This window comes from Paenibacillus campinasensis (assembly GCF_002272015.1).
In the GTDB taxonomy this organism is placed as follows: Bacteria; Bacillota; Bacilli; order Paenibacillales; family Paenibacillaceae; genus Paenibacillus_AQ; species Paenibacillus_AQ campinasensis.
The window spans coordinates 1-20,735 of the sequence record NZ_NPBY01000058.1 but is presented as its reverse complement, the minus strand read 5'-3'; the positions used below and the strand labels follow the sequence as shown (position 1 = coordinate 20,735).

Genomic DNA, 20,735 nt, shown 5'->3' with positions numbered 1-20,735 from the left:
TTCTACCCACTCGTTGTTCAGTTTTCAAAGATCAACTTCATTCAAAGTCGTCCGCGCTGCATTTCAGCGGCGACTTTTATAATATATCATATCGCCCATCTTTTCGTCAAGAACTTTTTTTAGATAATTTCATGTTTCGACATGATCTTGATTCCAATGTTTAGGTCCCTTTCGAAAGGGGCGAGTTATAATTTATCACAAAATTCAGCGCCTCGTCAACACTCTTGCTTAAATATTTTCCTCACGTAACCTAACAACTCATTAACACCATACGTCGAATGTTGAGAGCTGTCCAGAGCCGAAAAAAGAAGAAGAACCTCAGCTCCTCTCCTTTATTCGGCATAATAACGAACAGGCTCATGATACGCGCGTGCTTCCTTCCAAACCGCCGCTTCCTTCACAATCGACCGATAAATCAGTTGCCGCAGCACAATCGGCATCACAGACCTCAGCGCTTCCAGCTCAGGATGAAGCATCAGCTCCTGCATCGTCCAGGGGCTTCGCCTGCTTCGAAGCAGCCTTAACAAAGGCGCGGCGCAGTGCTCCAATTTGGATACCATCGAGAAATCACACGCCAGAAGCACCAGCTCAATCCGTTGTCCCAGCGTCTCGTTACTGGCCGTCAATTCCTCGTACAGTTTGCGGACAGGGGTGTTCAGCCCCGTGACCTGATCCCAGACGGCAGTGTTCGGATGAATTCCTCTTTCAAGCAGTTCAAGCTCCGCCCAATGATGCAGCCCTTCCAATGTGCAGAAATATGCATCAAGCAGGCGCTCTTCCTTCATCAGCATTTTGGCATCCACATATTTTTGCAGAAAATTCGCGTACCCTATAAACAGCTTTCGCTCCCGGATCGGTTCTTCAAACGTTAAAAAATCTCGCCGCATGCTGTATAGGCGGTCATCGCTGTCCTTGATAATATCCCCTTCAAGCAGACATTTTAACAATACTTTATGCGTTCCGTTCAGAAGTTCCTTCCGGAAATCTTCCATGGCAACGTTCATGATCTGACAGTGCTCGCCTCTTACCATGAAATGCTGAATATAAGGCTCATCCACTTCACCCTCATACACAACAACAATGTTCGTCTGAAAATCATCGATGATCGATCCGTACACAGCTTGATCTTTGTTGCGGTAGGCTATCGCTCCGATTGCATCCTTATCAACCGAATTTCCATAGTATAAAGAAAAGTTGGTTAATTCCACGTTTCCCTCCATACGGTCCTTGGCGAATTTTCGCCAATTCAGTTATAATATAATTCTACATGTCAATGTAAGTTCCTTCTTCGTAACGGGAAGAAAACATCGCTTCCCTCACTCATGTTCGCTGAGCTCAGGAAGGGCTTTCAATTATACCAAAAAATCGAGTGACAGGAGCTTCTTACCGATGATCTTTAAAAATGCTAAAATCAACGCTTTCCGCACTTGGGGCTTGCTGCTGACCATGCTGGGCATGGGACTCATGGTTCTGGGAACGGCCGGCATCGTCTTTTGGGGACAAGCTGGCAAAATATTTGCCGGCATCGGACTTGTTATTGGCCTTATCTTCATGATGGGTAGTTTAGGCGTTTACTTTTGGGCAGGCATGCTCTCGACGACCGCCGTGCAAATCCAATGTCCCGAATGCGACAAACTGACCAAGATGCTGGGTAAAACCGACCGCTGCATGTTCTGTCATACCATTCTGACACTGGATCCATCTCAGGCAAATGTGACAGCCGAGGAGCTTCGCTCCGCTGACAATCATTCAGATTCCACAACGACTCACACTTAATCTCTCGTGTATCCTGTCAGGACGACGGGCGGAAGTGCGATCAACTCCGTGGAGATGTTTCCTCCGCCTTCAGCCGTCACAGTGACAAACTGTGAACATAAGCACCTGATCCGCTTTAATCACACAGCAAGGACCCGGCACTTCCCATAGTGCCGGGTCCTTTTTTCACAACAATATAAGAAATTGGATAAATACCACGTTAGGGCGTTTACTCATGAACCGACTTCAGAACATCCCATGCCTCCGGCAGGGCAAAGCTTCGGTTCCAGGTAGCAATGCCACCGAGTTCCAGCCTTTGAGCGAGATCAACACGCGACTGAAGGGACAGCTCATCCTCAAGCCATATTCTCACCGTGTCATCCCCGTCCTTGTACTCCACATAATTCTGGCCTGCACGTTCGTCCAGAACACCCTCCAGCTTCTGCTCCTTCACAATTTCCTGCGCTCGCCGCATCCCGACGGCACTGGACGATACTTTCGGCTCATCTCCGCCCGTCTCGGTCCATACCCTCGTATACAGTGGAATGCCAAGCACCAGCTTCGACGGCGGCACGCCATCCTCCTCTATAATGCGCCGGACTGAAACTTCCGTCCAGGGTAGTGACGCTACCGATCCGGCCCGAGGGCTGGAGGCCCAGTGTTCATCATATGCCATGACCATCATATAATCGACAGCCTCCCCCAGACGACTGCGATCCAGGAACACCGACCACATCTCGCTGTTGGACTTCGGAGTAACATCAATCGATAGAATGAGTCCGTTGGCTTTGGCATAAGGTCTGAACTCCCGCACGAATTGAACAACATGATCCTTGTCGGCTGTATACACATTTTCAAAATCAATATTGATTCCATCCAGCCTGTACTGCTTCGCATAAGCTATCATCTGCTGAATGATATGGGACCTGCGGTTATACGACGATAGCGCCTCGGTGGTCAGATCCGGATCAAAGCTGTTATCCAGCAAGCCCCACACTTCATATCCCCTCTGGTGGGCCCATGCAACATAAGCCGGAGCCGCTTTGGATTTCACCTCACCGGTACCGCTCGTTATGCTGAACCATGTTGGGCTGACCACATTCACACCGGGCATCGGGCCGATGTCTGCAGTGTTCGGATTGCGGCTGTATACCGCCTCCCATACCAGATTGACCTGCTTGTCCTTCCACTCCAGCTCCGCCCTTGAAGGAGTGAAGGCCTGAATAGGGATATCTTTGACACCGCCCAGCTCGACCTGATCCTGCTTCACGTAGCCGGTATAACCGTTATCCGCCTGAACGTAGAACCATTCCCCCTCTTCTCTCCAAACCCTGAGTCGCTCTCCGGCTTTCATATCCAGTACAATCGGCGCTTTGTGAGAGCCTGATTCCCTGACCGCGATCGTTCCGTCGCGCTTCGCCGGAGCTGCTTCTGCCAGCTGAATCGAATCCCCTGCCCGCATTAAAATAACGGCGCCCGTGCTTCTGTCCTCATGGACCGCAATACCGAGATACTGCTGCAGCGGCTCCACAGGAATATACGGCGTTCCCTCGATCACTTCCGGGGCGTGTTTCAGGGTCAACGCCTTCCCGTCCAGTTCCGCATCCTCACGCTCCGCCCCCATTCGCATAACATGGTCGGGCGTCGTAATGATAACCGAAGCTGTCTCCTCCTCATACCAGATATGCCGATCAACCGCCTCCTGCACGGCAGGCAGAGGAAGCTTCAACGCTTCACCCTCTCCTAGCGCCGCATGGGACATCATCTCCCCCTGCACAAAAATCGGCTTCTCCATCCCCCTCCAGTCAGGGGTTATATGGGTGCGGTTTGGCAACCTTTCTGATACCGTCCACCCGATTAATACAGCAAGTATAATGACTACGATGTTCATAAAACCTCTTCCGCGACGTCGCTTCCTTCGTGCCAAACGAATTCCCCCCATTGCACCAGCAGTGAAAATAAAAAAACGTGTGGAATGTCATTCCGCACGTTTGTTTACTGTATAACCGGTATCTATTTGCAGGATTTGCATAACCCGTATAACTCCATCCTCAAGCCTTTGATTTCAAACCCCGTGCTTTTTTCAGCCTGACGCTGCACATCTTCCAGCGAAGAATAGCTGAAATCCTCAATTTTGCCGCACTGTTCGCAGATCACATGATAGTGCTCCGATACATTGGCGTCAAAGCGACTGGAATTATCGCCATAGGTCAGTTCCCGCACCATTCCAGCTTCAATGAACATTTTCAAATTGTTGTACACAGTAGCTACGCTCATACTTGGGAATTTGGGTTCCAGAGCCCGATAGATTTCATCGGCTGTCGGGTGCCCCATCGATTCTATTAAGTAAGATAAAATCGCATGACGTTGCGGCGTTATACGGACACCGGTCGTTTTTAGTTGCTCCAGCGCATGCTGTACGGACGTTGCCATGGTTGCCCACCGCCTTCATGTTAACTCTTTGCATTCCATTGTAAAACTTCCTTCAGAAATTTGTCAATGCAGGTGGAGGACCCGGGCTGCCTGCTTCCTTGTCAATGCGGATGGGGGACCTGTCCGCCCGTTTCCGGCTTCTCCAGCGCATCCGGAAAACTGCGATAGACATTCAGACTGCTATTGCCCTCAATATGAATCACATGCTCGCCTGTTCCCGATTCACCGGTAATTGTTTTTTGCTCGATGCTCAGATTTGGAAGAGTCGTCCGGATCTCTCCATAGCTGATCACACCATCAAGCTTGTAATCAGCGCCAAGCGGTATGTGAAGGTTCAGCTCGCCAACCGCGCTGTACACATTCCAGTCTCCACCGACCGTCGAGGAGCGAATCACAATCCCGCCATTGAGCGACTCGGCGTTCAGGTCCGCACGGACGCCGCTCACAACAATATTGCCATTGCGGGTATTCACTTGAATATCGTCGGTTGTTCTTTTGACAATCATGTGGCCGACCTGAGTTGTCAGCTGAACGGCTCCGAATATATCAACAGCCGTCATATCTCCCCGGTTTGTGGACAGTTTGACATCACCGAGTACACCCCGGACGGTCACCGCCCCGTTCAAGGTTTGTCCGGTTACGTTCCCGCCGATATTTTCAAGATAGATCGGCCCGTTCCCGCTCTCAACCGTAACGTACTCATTCGCCTGCACATCCGTCATGGCGACCGCTCCGTTCATCGTCCGGATCTCCATATCCATACGCCGCTCTTCCGGCACGGTGATGGTTACATTCATGCGCGGCTGCCTTTTGCCCGATTGTCCGTATGGTTTGCCCTGCGAGCGAATGACCAGCGTGTTGCCCGCGTCTGCCTCCATCGTGGACTGTTCGTTAATCAGCTCGGCCATGCCTGGCTCTTCCCGATCCACCCATACTTCCGTCTCTACAATGACATCATCCACATCCTCGCGATGGATCGATATATCGCCATTCACATGGTCAACCACCATTTTGGTTGTATCCTCCGTGACTGGCAGGTAAAGGGGCGGCTTTTCAAACCGGTTATCCGCGGCTTCACTATAATCAACGGCAGCCACGGTTAGATTCAAACTTACCCTGTTCCACAAATACAGGAAATGGTCATGCTGGGACACAACAAAGACGGAGGCCGAAACGAGCACCGCAAGCGTAATCCCGCGAATATCCGGCCGAAACCTGAAATCTTTGCGCTCTCCCCTCCGCTTAGAGAACATGTAGCGAAGCAAATATTCCACGCCCCATAGGACCAGAAGCAGCGGCCACCATTTCAGAAGAAGAAAAATCGCATCCGTGCCGCCCCATTCATCAATAAGGAGCAGAGCTCCTGTACTGATAAGCAGGAGAGCAGCCGTGTAGCGTCCAACTCTAATTTTATGCTTCAAAGGACTCCTCTCCCTGTTATATTTTTGGCTCCCGTTTAGAGGTTCGCAGGATCTCACGTATAAATGCCCCGACGCCGATCAGAATCAGAACAACAGCGGCAATGACCGCTCCATAATCCCTGATACCAGTCTGAAGCCACACCGGTTTCTGGTGAAACAGGATCAGGAGCACGCCCGAGACGACCAGCAATAACCCGAAAGCCGCTCCCTGCTCGCCATGAAAAGGATTCTTGCTTCCCTCGCCAGGCGTCTGACTGAACTCGACCTCTTCGCGCTTGCGGCGGGATAACATATATTCAGCTGCCTGCAGCGCGTCATAGACATTATAGAAATAACCCACAGGAATCAGCAGTCCCAGTAAAATCAGCAGCGGTACATTGATCTGCATGCCGATGGACGAAAAATATAACAGCGCAGAAATATCAAGCAGCAGCAGCATAATAAAGGTAATGCCTTTTCTATACAGGCCCAGATATAGATGACCCAGGCCTGGCAGAATCGCCGATAACAGCAGTGCGTATAATTTACGCTTGCGCCGCCGCAGTCCAAGAGAGCGTCTGGCTCCCGAACTTCCAAGCAAGCTCTGGCCCGCTCTCGCACGCTGTTCTGGCTGCGGGTTGCTCATCGCTCCTCCCCCTTTCACCGTACAAAGGATTTCAGAGAATTTAGTATCATCAATGGCTGGTTGCCGTGTGCTGTAAAAAGCTTCGTTTTCTTTGATAGTACCCTAACCTCTGGTCAAAGTAACTGGCAAAAAACTGGATGATCCTCCTCCTACCATAGAATACAGGAATAGCGAATCCCGCAAAACAGAACAAACAAAAAGGCTGTGCGGATGAATGATCCGGCACAACCTGAGGAACCTATTTCATGATGCCGAGTTATTCAACCGACACCATGGATACCTGTCCCAGCCCCTGAATCTGGCGGGTGATGTTCACAGGATCGAACTTTCGATCTGTAAGAACATGCACCATTATTTCCACCCCCGGCACCGCCGGCTGAGGCTCGCCATAGGGAACAGAGCTTCGCTCATTCACGACCAGCTTGGAAATGGCACAGCCCTCTTCCTTCAGCAGCGCTGACAGATGATCCAGCAAGCCCGGCGAATTGGCTGCATATAGCGTAATCAGATGCATTTTACTCCCGCGAATATACCGTTGTTCCAGCTTATTAAAGACAACCAGATTCAGCAGAATCAGCAGCGTAGACACAATGGCTGCAAAATAAAACCCTGCCCCAACAGCCAATCCGACCGCACCAACGACCCAGATCGAAGCCGCTGTCGTCAAACCCGTAATCGATTTCCCCGTGAACAGAATTGTCCCCGCACCGAGAAAGCCGATGCCCGTAATAACGGCCGTCGCCAGACGGGCCGGATCAATTCGTACATTAAACTCTCTTACAAAATCCGAAAAACCGTACACGGACAGCAGCATGATCAGCGCCGAACCCAGGCAGACCAGAATATGCGTCCGAAGGCCTGCGGCATGATTCGTACGCTCCCGCTCAAAGCCGATCAGCCCTCCAAGCAGCATAGCCAGCAGCAGCCGCAATAAAATATGGACATTATCAATCACCCAAGGATTGCTCAATCACTCATCGCCTCCCCGTCTATGAACCAACCTGACCCAAAGACTAAACTAACCTCTATATCGGTCAGGCTTCAGGTGGAATTCAGTCAACTCCACCCCGGGAGCGACTTCAAACGCATGATCCCTAACAAAACCGAACTTCTCATACAGCGCCACCGCCGGTGAATTGCGCGTGCCCGTCGCCACGATAAACAATGGTGTTTCTCTATAAGTGTCCAACACATGCTCGATTAGCGAAGCGGCAATCCCTTTGCGAAAATGACCGGGATGCACCATCATACGCGATATCGTGACCTGATCCTCTCCCGGTTCAACGGCTATAGCACCGAGCAGATCCCCCTCTTCATCCATGTAACCATAGAAGGTTTCCCCGCTGCTCCGTATCGTATCAAAGGTATCCATCAGCGGAGGAATCTCCGAGAATCCAATCAGCTTCGCCTCAATCGGGTAGGCCATATGCTGAAGGCTCCAAATCTGCTGCACGGTTCCGTCATCACCGAGCGTCAACATCGTGATCATGTTAATCCACCTCCATTAAGCGTTTCGATTAAAAAAGGAACCTGCCCATCACGGGCAAGTCCCTTTCCTCTAAAGGCAAACCGGTTCAGGGTCACAACGGGCTATTCACCGTTCAGCACTTCAACCAACAGCTTATTGACAAGCGCCGGATTCGCCTTCCCTTTGCTCTCTTTCATCACTTGTCCGACAAGGAAGCCGATCGCTTTCTGTTTGCCGGCCTTGTAGTCCTCCACAGACTGCGGGTTGTTCGCCACAACCTGCTCGACGATGCTCTTGATCGCACCTTCGTCACTGATCTGCACAAGACCTTTTTCCTCTACAATTTGCTGCGGATTCTTGCCGCTTTCCAGCATTTCCTTGAAGACGGTCTTGGCGATTTTACTGCTGATCGTGCCCTTCTCAATCAGGCCGATCATTTCGCCAAGTCCTTGACCGGTGATCTTCACATCAGACAGTTCCAGATTGTTGGAGTTCAGATATCCAAGCAAATCTCCCATAATCCAGTTGGCTACCGCCTTGGCATCCTTCGTATAGTTCAAGCTGTCCTCGAAGAAGTCTGCCAGCACCTTCGAAGAGGTGATCACGCCGGCATCATACTCCGGCAAGCCGTATTCGGAGGTGTACCGGGCCTTGCGGGCATCCGGAAGCTCGGGGATTGTTGCCCGGACCGCTTCCTTCCATTCTTCGCTGATATGAACCGTCACCAGATCCGGGTCCGGGAAATAACGGTAGTCATGCGCCTCTTCCTTGCCGCGCATCGAGAACGTTTTGCCCTGCGCCTCGTCCCAGCGGCGGGTCTCCTGGACAATGACGCCACCCTCGTCCAGAACCTCAGCCTGGCGGTATTGCTCATACTCCAGTCCGCGCTGCACACCGCGGAAGGAGTTCATATTCTTCAGCTCGGCCTTCGTGCCGAATTCCTTCTGTCCCCAAGGGCGAAGGCTGATGTTGGCATCGCAGCGCAGCGAGCCTTCCTCCATCTTCACATCGGACACTTCGCAATACTGCATGATGGCACGCATCTTCTCCAGATACGCCTTGGCTTCCTCTGGGGAGGAAATTTCCGGCTCGGAGACGATTTCGATCAGAGGCGTGCCGACACGGTTAAAGTCCACGAGAGACGCATATCCTCCGTCCACATGCGTCAGCTTGCCGGCATCTTCTTCCAGATGCAGACGTGTAATGCCGATGCGCTTCGTTTTGCCATCCACTTCGATATCAATCCAGCCGTTCAGCCCGATAGGCTGATCGTACTGTGAAATCTGATATGCTTTAGGAGAATCCGGGTAAAAATAGTTTTTGCGGTCGAATTTGCTCACGTCTCCAATGGTGCAGTTCAGCGCCATTGCCGCTTTCATGGCATACTCAACCGCCTGGCGGTTGAGAACCGGAAGCACGCCCGGATGCCCGAGACAGATAGGACATGTATGTGTATTCGGCGGCGCGCCGAACGAGGTGGAGCAGCCGCAAAATATTTTCGAGTTGGTATGAAGCTCAACATGCACTTCCAAACCGATGACCGTTTCATATTTTGATGTAGACATATTTCGTTTCCCTCCTTCTCTGCCGCCGTGTTACAGCTCCGGGCGCCGTTTATGATGTTCAGTATGCTGCTCGAACGCATGCGCCACGCGCAGTACCGTCGACTCGTCAAAGGCTTTTCCGATCACCTGCATGCCTACCGGAAGACCTTCGGCAAACCCGCATGGCACGCTGATCGCCGGCACTCCGGCCAGGCTGACCGGAATCGTCAATATATCATTCAAGTACATCGTAAGCGGATCATCTACCTGGGAACCGAGCTTGAATGCGGTCGTTGGCGCGGTCGGTCCGATAATGACATCATACTGCTCAAACACCTTGTCGAAATCCTGCTTGATCAGCGTGCGCGCCTTCTGCGCCTTCAAATAATAAGCGTCATAATATCCCGAGCTGAGCGCATATGTGCCCAGCATAATCCGCCGCTTCACCTCATCGCCAAAGCCCTTGCTCCGCGACTCATGGTACAGATCAATCAGGCTGCCCGCGTTATCCGCACGCACGCCATAACGCACCCCGTCAAAGCGGGCCAGGTTCGAGGACGCCTCCGAAGAAGCGAGCAGATAGTAAGTGGCCACCGCATATTCGGTATGCGGCAGGGACACCTCTTCCCAGACTGCGCCCAGGCTCTCAAGCACCTTCAAGGCGTTCAATACAGTCTCCCGCACTTCCGGCGCAACGCCCTCGCCCAGATATTCCTTCGGCACCGCAATGCGCAGACCCGACACATCCCCGGTCAATGCGCTGACATAATCCGGCACATCGACTTTGGCCGAGGTGGAGTCCATCTGGTCATAACCGGCAATGGCCTGAAGAACGTAAGCGGAGTCCTCTACATTCTTCGTAAGCGGTCCGATCTGATCCAGCGACGAAGCAAAGGCCACCAGCCCGAAGCGGGACACAAGCCCGTATGTCGGCTTCAGTCCGACAACGCCGCAGTAGGAAGCCGGCTGGCGAATGGAACCGCCCGTGTCCGAGCCCAGCGTGAAGTAGGCCTCTCCTGCAGCAACCGCCGCAGCCGAGCCCCCGCTGGAGCCTCCCGGAACGCGCTCAAGATCCCAAGGGTTGCGGACCGGATAGAAGCTGGAATTTTCATTCGAGCCGCCCATGGCGAATTCATCCATGTTCAGCTTGCCGATCGTCACCGAATCAGCCTCACGCAATTTGTGCACAACCGTCGCGTCGTATACAGGCGTGAAGTTGGACAGAAACTGGCTGGCGCAAGTTGTGCGAAGCCCTTCAGTCACAATATTGTCCTTGATGCCGGTCGGAAGACCGAACAGAAGTCCTCGGGTCTGTCCGGCGGTCAGCTTCTCGTCCAGACGCTTGGCTGCAGCGCGTGCGCCTTCCTCATCCAGCGTGATGAACGCCCGCACCTTCTCCTCGCGCTCGTGGATGCTGGCAAATGATTGATCCACCAGCTCCGAAACGGACAGCTCTTTATTGTGGAGCTTGTTATGTATCTCCGTTAACTTGTAATCAAACAGGCTCAAGTGTCTTCCCCCCTCTGTCTATTCCAGTACAGCCGGAACTTTGAATTGGTCGTCTTCTTCGTCAGGCGCATTCAGCAGCACCTTCTCAATCGGCAGACTTTCACGAACCTCGTCATCTCTCATCACATTGTTCAGGTGAAGGACATGCGTCGTTGGCTCAACACCTTCCGTATCCAGCTCATTGAGCTTCTCGGCATATTGTAAAATCGCGTTCAGTTGGCCGGTAAACATCTCTTCTTCCTCCGGCGTCAAGTTCAGACGGGCCAGCTTGGCGACATGCTGAACATCCTTGGCAGTAATGCTCATCGCTTTACTTCCTCCTTTAATGCCCTTTTCCTGTGCAGGGGCAAAGTCTCTCGATAACTTTCCTCATTATATTGTAGAAGGGTGGACAATTCAATCCGAAGCGCCCGCCCGCTTCGCGGGCTTCATAAGGCTTGCAGCTCCCTGCAGCTCCCGTCTCTACAAAAAAGAGTCGGCCAAGGCCGACTCTGCTAAATCCAAGCACGAAGATTCACTTGTTTGATAAAGTCCGCTTGGGACATCTGTTCCTTCGACTCTTCCTCTTCTTCACTTTGCTTGTCGCCGTTCATCACCTGATGAAACAGCTTCTCATTATATGTCGACAGGGCGAAATCGATGAGCGCTTCCCGCTCGATCCGCTCGGCTTCCTGCTTCAACACGACTGATTCCAGCTCCACATCGCTTGCCGGAACAAAGAAATTACGGTTGAGATTCGGAATCCGAATAACGTAATCAAACGCATTGTCCGGATTTCGGTCATAAGCGATCAAATATCCGTATTGACCGATTGGAAGATTTTGCTCAAAGGCGTCCGCGACGATTGTGATCTTTTCCCCTAAACGCAGCATCGTCTACCTCCTGAGTTGTCTATCCTTATCTCTATAGTCTACTAAAAAAAGATAGAGATGTCTATGCTCAAAAGGAAATCGATCCATCCCGGGCATGTTAGGCCTGTGCAGACAATGGACGACGTCTTAGCAGCACGCTTGCCGCGACGGTGGACAAGATGATCAGCAGCACTGCCGCCAGAGCGGGTGCAAATGTAGGGCTGCTCTCGCCTGTTAACATGGCTGTTGCGATTGCGCTCAGCCTCCCCGGGCTCCATGGCAGCTGCGAAGGCAGCAAGGAAGCGAGCAGCGTAAGCGCCGCCGCGATGCCAAGTGACAGGAACGCTGCGGCTGGACCGCGAAACACAGCGCCAAGCGGGAGCAGCAGCGTCACGATCCAGGCCAGCCACACGGCATATACCGCGCCGGCACCTGCCAGCGTCCCCCACTCCAGCGGTCCGATCAGCTGATACGTATAATAGACCGCCCCGGCATAACCAAGTGCAAAGGACAGCAGCAGCAAGCTCATCGTCGCGGCCCACTTCGCTGTCATCATGGTCAGAACCGATGACGAACGCGACAATATCATCTCTGTCGTACCGGATGTTCGTTCCCCTGCGACGATGTTCATCGCAGACAATACGAGCACCAGCAGCCCGATCGTACTGAACTGACTGAGCGTGGAAGCGATAATCTCCTCGGGCGGCGGGGTCGTGATTAGCGCTGCGGCCTCTGGCGGAAGCTCGCCGGAGGCGCGCAGAATATCAGGCAAGTAATACATCATGACCGGCTGCATCACTCCTAGCAGCAGAAATACAGCCGGTACCCAGATCCATTTGTACGAACGGGCCGCTTCGATGACTTCTTTATGGAAAAACACCCAGAACAATCTCATCCCCCCACCACCTTCATGAACATATCCTCCAGAGAGGACGTGCCGGCTTCGATGCGCTGAAACCGAATCCGGCTATCGGACATCTCGCGCATCAACGCATTTCTCGCCTGATCCAGATCACGAACGGCCAGCGCTGCGGTCCGGCTCCGGATATCCGCTGACTCCACGAAGGGCATCCCCGGCAGCGTGCGAAGCCACGCCTCCTCGCGTGCTGCCGGCTCCACCTCAAGCAGCAGCACGGGCTGACGATATTTCTCCCGCAGCTCAGTCCAACTGCCCTGCTCGGCAATCCGTCCATCCACCATCACTACCATCCGGTCACACACTTCCTCCGCATCATGAAGCACATGGGTAGAGAACAGAATCGTCACCTCTCCCCGAAGGCGGGACAGCAGATCCATCACCTCGCGGCGGCCGATCGGATCAAGCGCAGACACCGGCTCATCCAGCATGATCAGCGATGGCTCGTGTACGAGCGACTGCGCGATACCAAGCCGCTGCTTCATCCCGCCGGAGTAACCTGCAATCCGGCGTTTGGCTGCTTCCCGTAGCCCGACGGTATCCAGCACCTCCAGACTGCGCTTCCTCGCCTGTGCACCACTCAATCCTGACAGCTTCGCGCTGAAGATCAAATACTCCATTCCGGTCATCCACCCGTAAAACTTCGGGTATTGCGGAAGATAACCGATCCGCTTCTGCCAGTCGCGGCCCGATTTGCCGCCGCCCTCATATTGAATTTCGCCCCCGCTCGGCGACAGAAGTCCGGCCAGCATGCGCAGCGTGGTTGTCTTGCCTGCGCCATTGGGACCCAGCAGAGCGGTGCAGCTGCCGCGCTCAAGCTCGAATGAAATGCCCTTCACGGGAGTGATGCTGCCGATGCTTTTGGACAGATTACGAATATACAGCAAGGAGTTGGTCATGCATCCCGCCTCCCGCCAACGAAATAAGCGATGCTGCCTGCAAGATTCCCTGCGATAATGACCAACACCCACATCCATTTCGGTCCGCGCACCGCTTCAGTCGCTGTCCTCGCCAGCGAGATCAGCGCCGTCACCGCAAGCACCGCTTGCAAAGCCAGAATCGGCCATACGATGCCCCAATTGATCTCAAAATTCATTCCGAATCCCCTCTTCCCCTAGGAATTAACCTGCTGCCATCCACTTCGCCCTTCAGCGGCGACGATGCCGAATGACCAGCAGCCAGTATAGGAGCGACGGCAAAGGAAGCGTGGTTGAGCCCCATATCCCCCAAAACCAAGCCCACTTGCCCAGCCCCTTTCTGCGAGCATCCAGAAACAGGAGGATGCCTTGAGTCAGAACAAGCAATATTAACAGGGCGACCAGCCAAACCGGCTGTGTGCTTATATCATTCATGGAACCCCTTCTTCCCTGCGGTTCTCAGTTCCTTGGAGCTCGCCAGCACCGTTACACCAGCCAGCATTCCGATGACATGAATCAGGATCAGCACCGCTGGCACAGCCAGTGCGGCCATTAATATACCACCTACAATGAGCAGCGCCGTCAGCACGAAGAGCATCAGCTCATATTTCATCCGCCGCCGCTGGCGACGCTGTGTGTGTGCTGCAAGCATTTGAAACTCCTCAACAGAAGGAGAGCGGCCCTCGCCCAGCGCCTGGTCCAAGCGCTGAAGATCCCGAGTCCATTCCTCCGGCCATTGTTCATCCCCATGATCAGGTCTGTTCGTCATGTGCGTTCAGCTCCTTTCGCAATTGTTTGATGCCATACGCAGTCCGCGATTTCACCGTGCCTGCCGGAATACCGAGCATGCTCCCGATTTCCTCATAGCTGTATCCGTAGTAATGCTTCAGCAGAATCGCGATGCGATGCTCGTCGGATAATTGAGCCAGCCCGTCCAGCAAATCGGTCCACTGCTCTCCCTGCCGCTCCATTTGCCAGCGCAGCTGTGTGACCGATCGCCGCTGCTCATTCTCCAGCCACTTCGTCTCCCGCTTATTCCTTCGGGTCCGGTCAATATATAGCCTCGTTGCTATGGTGATCATCCAAGAGGAAAAGGATGAAGTTCCGTTGTACCGCGCTATGTTCTCCATACATCGAATCACGGTGTCCTGGGCCGTATCCTCAGCCACACTGTGATTCATCGTGATCTTTAGCAAATACTTATATAGAAAGCTGTAATGGTGCTTAAACAGCGCCCCCATTGCATTCGTATCGCCTTGCTGTGCTTTGCGTATCCAGTCCTCTTCTTCCAGGATCATGGCGAGACCATCACCTTCTTTCATCTTCGGTCGTAATACGTCCGGCATGCGGGAATCGTTCAACGGGCCGTGAAAAAAAATATACGAAATCCGAATCAAGCACCAAATCCCGCGATAGGAGGCACTATTTAGTGAACGAAACCTAAACCTAGTGTTGCTTCGTCGAACCGAAGGGATACTTGCTGTCTATCATGATAATCGGGGGGAAGGATGAGGAACAGCGAAGCGATAAAGATACGCAAACATGGAGCGAGCAGGACTGCGGCTTAGACATAATCACGGGAAGGCAGACTTTGAGATCTGGGATGGTTTGGATTGGCGGGGCATAGCGGCTTTTGTTGGGTTGGATCGGGATGTGGTATTGGAGGTGGATTGGAGCGCGTGGATTTGGTGGCTGCACACAGAGGTTTCCATGGGGATTACAATAGGGATTACAGTGGGGATTGCAATGGGGATTGCAATGGGGATTGCAATGGGGGCTACATACGAGGGCTGACATATAGAGGCTGATATAGGGCTGTTTGGTACAAAAAATGAACTTGCTGACATTGCTGCGATCAGGTGGAACTCCCGGTTCATCGAAACTCATACTGACACCAAGAGCTTAGAGGAACCGGAAACCTTGCCGCTCTCACCTGTTATTCAAGCCTTATCCACTGCAGACGCACATGCCATGGCTGGCAGGCAACGGCCTCTCCCTTCACCAGCCGGTCCCATACGACAGATGACGCTCCGCGGTGTTCAAGCCCTTGCCTGTCATACTGCTGGTTATCCTGCTCCTGCCGCGAATCTTCCTGTCCTCTGGCTGCACAGCTGTCCCAAAATGATAACTCATCTTTCCTCACTGCGACTCCTCCTCATCCGTTCCATGCATAAACGCCATAAACGCCGATCGCATACTCACCAAGAAGACAGGACACACGCTAGTACTGCACGTATGCATGTATAAAAAGCCCCTGAAAAATAAAAGAACGCAAACCGGGATCTAAGCCTCAGTCTGCGTGCTTCGCAAAGGTAACATTTAATTAATCGTATTGTATCAATCTTGTATATGTTTGTCTATATAGTTTCGCGATTTTTGTCGGAAAATTTTATCGGTTGGCCGGGACATAAGGATTGCGCTGCTTCTCATAGCCGATAGCCGTGCGCGGACCATGCCCAGGATACACCGTCACCTCGTCCGGGAACGTATACAGCTTGTTCTGAATGGAATCGAACAGATCCCGCTCCCGGCCGCCCGGAAGATCGGTGCGGCCAACGCCCAGACGGAACAGCACATCCCCGGAGAACAAGTCCGTACCGCACAAAAAGCTGACGCTTCCCGGTGAATGCCCTGGCGTATGATATACCTTGAAGCGATGCCCGATCAGCTCCAGCTCCATCCCCTCTGCCAGCTCATACTCCGCCGGCTCGGTGGACAGCGGCGGGCTTGCCTGCGGCCACATCAGGGAACCGTTCAGCTTCGGATCGGTCAGCCAGTCGCTTTCCAGTCCGTGTAAATATACCGGGCAGCCCTTAAGCTTGCGAATCTCATCCACGCCGCCCATATGATCAAAATGAGCATGTGTCAGCAAAATCGCTTCCACTTCCAAATCGGCAACTCGTTTAACGAGCGCTCCCGGATTCATGCCAGGATCGATAATCACCGCTTTGTTCTTGTCTTCCCCGGTCAGCAAATATGCGTTCGTCTGCAAGGGCCCAAGTGAAAAAGTCTCAATATGCAGCGCCATGATCAGAACCCCGACATCAGTTCACGCAGTTCTCTGACAATGACCGCATGAACCTCGTACCCTTCCCCATATGCCTTGAGGATGTTCTGGCGCGTGGCGGCAAGCTTGTCCTGATAATCCGGCGCTTCGCGATCCGGGTTCTCCTGCTTGAACTCAACCATATATTTCTGCACATGCGCCGGACGCGGGCCCCATTTGCCCAGCACATGTCCGCCGGTATCCGCCACAATCACGACAGGAACCGAGCGGCCGCCCATCGTCAGGAACTGGTCCATGAAGTCCAGATGCTGCTCCAGAATGAACACCTCCGGCTCGATTCCGGCTGTCTCCATCACCCGGAATACCACCGGCACGTTACGGGCGACATCCCCGCACCAATCCGCCGCGAGAATCAGAACCCGCAGATCATCGCGAAAATTAAGACTCTCAAAAAACGCCCGGTCCTCCGGGTTGTCCCACGTAAACTGCTCGAATGCCGTTCGGAATACGTCCTGGTTCTTCTCCATCCCGTCCATGAACTGCTTCGGGGAGATCCCTTTGCCAAAATACTGCGCAACATTAACACTCATCAACTATGACCTCACCTTCGTAGACTTCATCCACTTCACTATAAAATAAACAATCATGACTCCGAGGGCAACGAGTAAAATTTCCTGGATGTACGGACCTGCTGCCTCGTCAATTCGCTCCCACTGATCGCCAAGCACATAACCCAGGTACAGAAACAAAGCTGTCCAAGGGATGACCGCCAGCGTCGTGAGCAGCGTGAACCGGCCAACACTCATCTTCGAAATGCCTGCCGGAATGGAGATGGCATGTCTCACAATCGGCACAAAACGGGCCGTGAAAATGACCCCTGTCCCGTACTTGTTAAACCATTCCTCGGCGTAGTCGATATGATGCTTCCGGATCAATATGTACTTTCCGTATTTCTCGAGGAACGGCCGACCGCCGTAACGTCCGATCCAATAAATAAAGAGCTGGGCCAGCACACCGCCCGCCGTACCAAAAATCATGGCCCCCAAAAAATGAATGTCTCCCTCGGAAACCAGGTACCCGCCGTATGCGAGCACGATTTCGCTTGGTATGACCTCCATCATCAAGCCAAGCATAATGCCGAAATAACCAAGATCCTGAATCCATTCAAATAACCGTCCGACCCACTCGTAAAAGAACTCCACGCCCTCACCTCATCCTCGTGCGCTGATTTCTTTTACTAGCCTATTCTAACATACCCGCGGACATGCCTTCTAGCACGCCGCTCACGGCAATTATCTGCCACCATATACCGCTTATGAGGCTCGTGGAAGTCAGTCCTTCCTCGAACCTGAACTCGATCCACTCCCCCCGCCGCTACAATACCCCAGATCCGGAATCAACAAATACCTCGCTCCTTAATCCAATCAACAGGCTCATCTGCTAGTAATTAGTACATTCGGGTCGAACCCGATCAGGCCCCTCCATCCGCGCCCAATTCACGGCAAAACCGTGGCTATCGCCCGCGCCCGGACATATGGTGTAGCAAAAGGAGTGAGTAGGCTATGTATTCCCCCCATCCGAAGCAACCGGGCGCCAAGCCCCCTTCGCCGCGAAGCATCCGCCGCGCATGCAGCAAAGAGCTGTACCGGACGGTCAAACGACTCAAGCTGTACATCAGCCCTGAATTGATCAAGGAGGGTGAACAGCTCTATTACCGCAAAGTCATTGGCAATCTGATCTGGATCTATGAAAATTACAGCAACAAAAAGCTGCTCTGTGACTGGTGGGAAAAGGAAGTGTGCAGCGAGCTTGCCGAACTGTGGCAGGTGCCAGAGAAACAGCTCGCAGCGTCATTCCGGGATGCCTTTGGCGGCTAACTCCGCAAGCCGTTTACGCTGATGCTCCGCCAGAGGCGAAAGCCGGAATTTCCTGTCGTTATGCAGCTTCGGCTGCTGCATAAGAGAATTTACGGCTGCCCGATACTGCGCCAGGAGCCCGAGCGCCGACCTCGCTGCCATTCTGGAGGGGCCTTCGAGCCCCTGCAGGCCTTGCCATTCCGCCAGCCAGGCCAGCCGGATAACGGCACGGGCCTGCTTGTCGGTGTGATAAGGATCAAGGTTCAGACTCTGCCGGAACCAGCGGACAGCTTCCTCGGCATCTCCCAGGAAAGAATAGGCTTCCGCCAGCTTCCAGCTTAGCTCGGGATGGCGCTGCGAATAGGCGTGGCTTGTCTCAAGCATTGCAATTCGCTCCCTGAGCGGCAGCAGCTCGGCGAGCTGGAGCGCCGCCGCCTCGTTATATGGGTTCCAGCGCAGGGAGGATGCAAGCAGCTCTCTTTTATCTTGAATCGGCGCATCTAGCGACGCCTCGTACTTTACCTCGCTGACCCAGAGGAAAGCAGCCAGACTCCCCATCAGCAGCACGCCGGACAACCAGACCACCCGCAGCATGATAGGAAGCGGCCCCGTATCTCCCATCCGATATTGTCCCTCACTCTGCCCGCTAGCGCCCGACCGGTTGGCTCCCGTCCTGTTTTCTCCGATCCGGGCTTCTCCCGCTTGAACCGTTCTAGGCTCCGCATGCATCCCCATCGCGGCCAGCCATACAATCAGCAGCCACACGAGCCCGTAGCTCAGGTCAAGATCGATGAGCGCATGTCCGAGCAGAACGATCAGAGGCGGCAGCAGCCGCGGGCGGCATCGGGCAACCCGGTATAGCATCCCGCCTGTCATACAGAATATGAGCAGCAAGCCGATCCCCCCAGTATCAAGCAGCAGGTTCATGTAGCCGCTATGAACCTCGCTTCCCACATAGGGCTCGGATTGCACCGCGCGATAGGACAAGCGCCAGGTGTCACCGCCCTGGCCAAGCCATGGGCTTGTCTTGGCCAGCTCCCAGGCGTCGCGGTACATCAGGCCCCGCGCGCCCAGCGTAGCTGCGCCGCCTGTGACGCGGGACTGTACCTGCAGCATGACCGCAGCGGCGGCAAGCGCGATGACCGCCGCCGCGATCGCCAGCGCGGCAAGCGGGCCCAAGCGGCGGCTGCGCCGGGCGAGTGCCTGTCGCCAGTCCGCGACGGGCTGTGCACCGGCCGGCGCGCGGCAAGGGCAAGGCTCGCGTGAATCGCCGCCAGGCGTACACGCTTCGCCCTGGCGCGCCTTGCCGGCGCCCGCGCGCTTGCGCATGGCTGTGCCTGCGCAAGCAGCCGCTGGCAGGCTGTCGCCACGCACCGCGGCGACAGCGCTCGTGCCGCCGCCTTGCAGCAGGCGGCACAACAGCCGGCCGGCCAGCACGCTGCCGGCCCACAGCCCGGCCAGCCACAGCAGGCCGGGCAGCACCACCGGCGCCAGCCTGGCATCTGCCAGCTGGCGATACAGCAGCGCCGCGCCCAGCATAGGCGCGGCTGCTGCGGCGAGGAGCGGCGCTAGCGCCCGCCGCTCCCGGGCCAGGCCGGCCGCGCCAGCAAGCGCGGCCGCAAGCCAGGCGCCGCGCGACTCCGTCAGGAGCAGCGCGGCGGCATAGGGCAGCAGCGGCAGCAGTGCAGCCGCTGGCAGCGGGCCCGTCCGCGATCGCAGGACGGGCAGGAGCGCGAACAGCCGCTCAAGCAGGTAGGCGGCCATCACCGCCCCGAATGTGTTCGGGTACTGGAGCAGGCCGCCCAGTCGCGCGCCAGTCGCGCTAATGTCCGCATTCGCCGTATGATAGATCGCATACGGCAGCTCCACCACCCCATATACGGCCAGCAATGCGCTGCCGCATAAGAGCACCCCTGCGGCATGCCATCCTGCCGCAATCACCTTCCGCCCCTCCGGATGGCGGACCAGCAGCCATAGAACAGCGGCACAGGAGCTGTACATGGCAAAACGAAGCAGCTCGCTAACCGTTCCGTTCACCGACAGCGGGCTCAGCAATAGATGCAGAGCGTACACCAGCATGATACCGGCAAGCCCAATAAGCCCCAGCATATCGCTTTGACCGGGATATAAGGCATTGCCTCCTCGGTTCAGGGCAGTTCCTGCCACACTCCAAATGAGCAGCATCCCGAACCAGATCATGCCGATGAAGTACATATCGCTATCAAAAAACAGTCCTGTATTTACACAAGCGGCAAGCATAAGCGCTGTCAGACACCAGCCCCCTGCCTGCCGCCATCCCTTTATCAGCTGATGCCTCGCATCCATTACTCAATGCCCCCATTGCACCATGATCTGATCTTCGATTTCATGCCTACAGCATCATTGTGAACGTCCAGGATCAGGCCTATACTTTCCCCCTCGACTGTTGCATCA

At 54.3% G+C, this 20,735-nt stretch carries 25 protein-coding genes; 3 read left to right on the top strand and 22 right to left on the bottom strand.

Annotation, left to right across the window (positions count from 1 at the left end):
- Positions 1–332 precede the first annotated feature (332 nt).
- Positions 333–1,208, bottom strand: coding sequence for a nucleotidyltransferase-like protein (locus tag CHH67_RS18210; protein ID WP_095266631.1), 876 nt, complete (start codon positions 1,206–1,208; stop codon positions 333–335).
- Between the two features lie 181 nt (positions 1,209–1,389).
- Here CHH67_RS18210 and CHH67_RS18205 point away from each other — a divergent pair, with 181 nt between their 5' ends.
- Entirely contained in the window at positions 1,390–1,776 is a 387-nt protein-coding gene (locus CHH67_RS18205; RefSeq protein WP_095266630.1) for a YgzB family protein, read from the top strand.
- A 208-nt stretch (positions 1,777–1,984) separates the two neighbouring features.
- Here the strand turns inward: CHH67_RS18205 and CHH67_RS18200 are convergent, their stop codons facing one another.
- The 16 genes from CHH67_RS18200 to sigY form a co-directional block, all read right to left on the bottom strand.
- Entirely contained in the window at positions 1,985–3,550 is a 1,566-nt protein-coding gene (locus CHH67_RS18200) for a glycosyl hydrolase family 18 protein (RefSeq protein WP_244908247.1), read from the bottom strand.
- Between the two features lie 218 nt (positions 3,551–3,768).
- On the bottom strand, positions 3,769–4,188 hold the full coding sequence (locus tag CHH67_RS18195; protein WP_095266628.1) for a Fur family transcriptional regulator: 420 nt from the start codon (positions 4,186–4,188) through the stop codon (positions 3,769–3,771).
- 101 nt (positions 4,189–4,289) lie between these two features.
- Entirely contained in the window at positions 4,290–5,609 is a 1,320-nt protein-coding gene (locus CHH67_RS18190) for a DUF4097 family beta strand repeat-containing protein (protein ID WP_095266627.1), read from the bottom strand.
- 16 nt (positions 5,610–5,625) lie between these two features.
- Positions 5,626–6,234 carry a hypothetical protein gene (locus CHH67_RS18185; protein ID WP_230875729.1) on the bottom strand — a complete coding sequence of 203 codons (609 nt, stop codon included), beginning with the start codon at positions 6,232–6,234 and terminating at the stop codon, positions 5,626–5,628.
- 256 nt (positions 6,235–6,490) lie between these two features.
- Positions 6,491–7,204, bottom strand: a complete 714-nt coding sequence (locus CHH67_RS18180) for an MgtC/SapB family protein (protein ID WP_095266626.1) — start codon at positions 7,202–7,204, stop codon at positions 6,491–6,493.
- A gap of 48 nt (positions 7,205–7,252) precedes the next feature.
- Positions 7,253–7,723, bottom strand: a complete 471-nt coding sequence (locus tag CHH67_RS18175; RefSeq protein WP_095266625.1) for a GNAT family N-acetyltransferase — start codon at positions 7,721–7,723, stop codon at positions 7,253–7,255.
- A gap of 101 nt (positions 7,724–7,824) precedes the next feature.
- Positions 7,825–9,267, bottom strand: coding sequence for an Asp-tRNA(Asn)/Glu-tRNA(Gln) amidotransferase subunit GatB (gene gatB, locus CHH67_RS18170; protein ID WP_095266624.1), 1,443 nt, complete (start codon positions 9,265–9,267; stop codon positions 7,825–7,827).
- Between the two features lie 30 nt (positions 9,268–9,297).
- Positions 9,298–10,755, bottom strand: coding sequence for an Asp-tRNA(Asn)/Glu-tRNA(Gln) amidotransferase subunit GatA (gatA, locus tag CHH67_RS18165; protein ID WP_095266623.1), 1,458 nt, complete (start codon positions 10,753–10,755; stop codon positions 9,298–9,300).
- An 18-nt stretch (positions 10,756–10,773) separates the two neighbouring features.
- Entirely contained in the window at positions 10,774–11,061 is a 288-nt protein-coding gene (gene gatC, locus CHH67_RS18160) for an Asp-tRNA(Asn)/Glu-tRNA(Gln) amidotransferase subunit GatC (RefSeq protein WP_095266622.1), read from the bottom strand.
- Between the two features lie 188 nt (positions 11,062–11,249).
- On the bottom strand, positions 11,250–11,627 hold the full coding sequence (locus CHH67_RS18155; RefSeq protein WP_095266621.1) for an ATPase: 378 nt from the start codon (positions 11,625–11,627) through the stop codon (positions 11,250–11,252).
- Between the two features lie 97 nt (positions 11,628–11,724).
- A complete protein-coding gene (locus tag CHH67_RS18150; RefSeq protein WP_095266620.1) occupies positions 11,725–12,501 on the bottom strand; it encodes a hypothetical protein in 777 nt (258 codons plus the stop codon).
- Positions 12,498–13,421, bottom strand: a complete 924-nt coding sequence (locus CHH67_RS18145) for an ABC transporter ATP-binding protein (RefSeq protein WP_095266619.1) — start codon at positions 13,419–13,421, stop codon at positions 12,498–12,500. Before CHH67_RS18145 ends, CHH67_RS18150 begins: the two co-directional genes overlap by 4 nt.
- Positions 13,418–13,618, bottom strand: a complete 201-nt coding sequence (locus CHH67_RS18140) for a PLDc N-terminal domain-containing protein (RefSeq protein WP_095266618.1) — start codon at positions 13,616–13,618, stop codon at positions 13,418–13,420. The genes CHH67_RS18145 and CHH67_RS18140 overlap by 4 nt, the downstream gene beginning before the upstream one ends.
- 52 nt (positions 13,619–13,670) lie before the next feature.
- Positions 13,671–13,874 (bottom strand): hypothetical protein, encoded by a 204-nt coding sequence (locus CHH67_RS18135; protein ID WP_095266617.1) that lies wholly within the window; start codon positions 13,872–13,874, stop codon positions 13,671–13,673.
- Positions 13,867–14,208, bottom strand: a complete 342-nt coding sequence (locus CHH67_RS18130; protein WP_095266616.1) for a YxlC family protein — start codon at positions 14,206–14,208, stop codon at positions 13,867–13,869. The genes CHH67_RS18135 and CHH67_RS18130 overlap by 8 nt, the downstream gene beginning before the upstream one ends.
- Positions 14,192–14,737: an RNA polymerase sigma factor SigY gene (gene sigY, locus CHH67_RS18125; RefSeq protein ID WP_095266632.1), complete on the bottom strand. Its 546-nt coding sequence runs from the start codon at positions 14,735–14,737 to the stop codon at positions 14,192–14,194. Before sigY ends, CHH67_RS18130 begins: the two co-directional genes overlap by 17 nt.
- A 244-nt stretch (positions 14,738–14,981) precedes the next feature.
- On the opposite strand from sigY, the gene CHH67_RS18120 reads away from it, so the two are divergent.
- A complete protein-coding gene (locus CHH67_RS18120) occupies positions 14,982–15,233 on the top strand; it encodes a hypothetical protein (protein WP_095266615.1) in 252 nt (83 codons plus the stop codon).
- A gap of 142 nt (positions 15,234–15,375) precedes the next feature.
- Here CHH67_RS18120 and CHH67_RS18115 read toward each other — a convergent pair whose 3' ends face one another.
- The 4 genes from CHH67_RS18115 to uptA all read right to left on the bottom strand — a co-directional run bounded on the left by CHH67_RS18115 (position 15,376) and on the right by uptA (position 17,648).
- On the bottom strand, positions 15,376–15,582 hold the full coding sequence (locus tag CHH67_RS18115) for a hypothetical protein (RefSeq protein ID WP_095266614.1): 207 nt from the start codon (positions 15,580–15,582) through the stop codon (positions 15,376–15,378).
- 246 nt (positions 15,583–15,828) lie between these two features.
- Positions 15,829–16,467: an MBL fold metallo-hydrolase gene (locus CHH67_RS18110; RefSeq protein WP_095266613.1), complete on the bottom strand. Its 639-nt coding sequence runs from the start codon at positions 16,465–16,467 to the stop codon at positions 15,829–15,831.
- 2 nt (positions 16,468–16,469) lie between these two features.
- Positions 16,470–17,036 (bottom strand): thioredoxin family protein, encoded by a 567-nt coding sequence (locus CHH67_RS18105; RefSeq protein ID WP_413773615.1) that lies wholly within the window; start codon positions 17,034–17,036, stop codon positions 16,470–16,472.
- Between the two features lie 3 nt (positions 17,037–17,039).
- Positions 17,040–17,648: an undecaprenyl phosphate transporter UptA gene (gene uptA / locus CHH67_RS18100; protein ID WP_095266611.1), complete on the bottom strand. Its 609-nt coding sequence runs from the start codon at positions 17,646–17,648 to the stop codon at positions 17,040–17,042.
- A gap of 360 nt (positions 17,649–18,008) precedes the next feature.
- On the opposite strand from uptA, the gene CHH67_RS18095 reads away from it, so the two are divergent.
- Positions 18,009–18,323, top strand: a complete 315-nt coding sequence (locus tag CHH67_RS18095) for a hypothetical protein (RefSeq protein ID WP_095266610.1) — start codon at positions 18,009–18,011, stop codon at positions 18,321–18,323.
- Here CHH67_RS18095 and CHH67_RS18090 read toward each other — a convergent pair.
- Entirely contained in the window at positions 18,297–20,627 is a 2,331-nt protein-coding gene (locus CHH67_RS18090) for an O-antigen ligase family protein (RefSeq protein WP_095266609.1), read from the bottom strand. The two genes, CHH67_RS18095 and CHH67_RS18090, sit on opposite strands and share 27 nt — an antisense overlap.
- Positions 20,628–20,735: the final 108 nt, after the last annotated feature.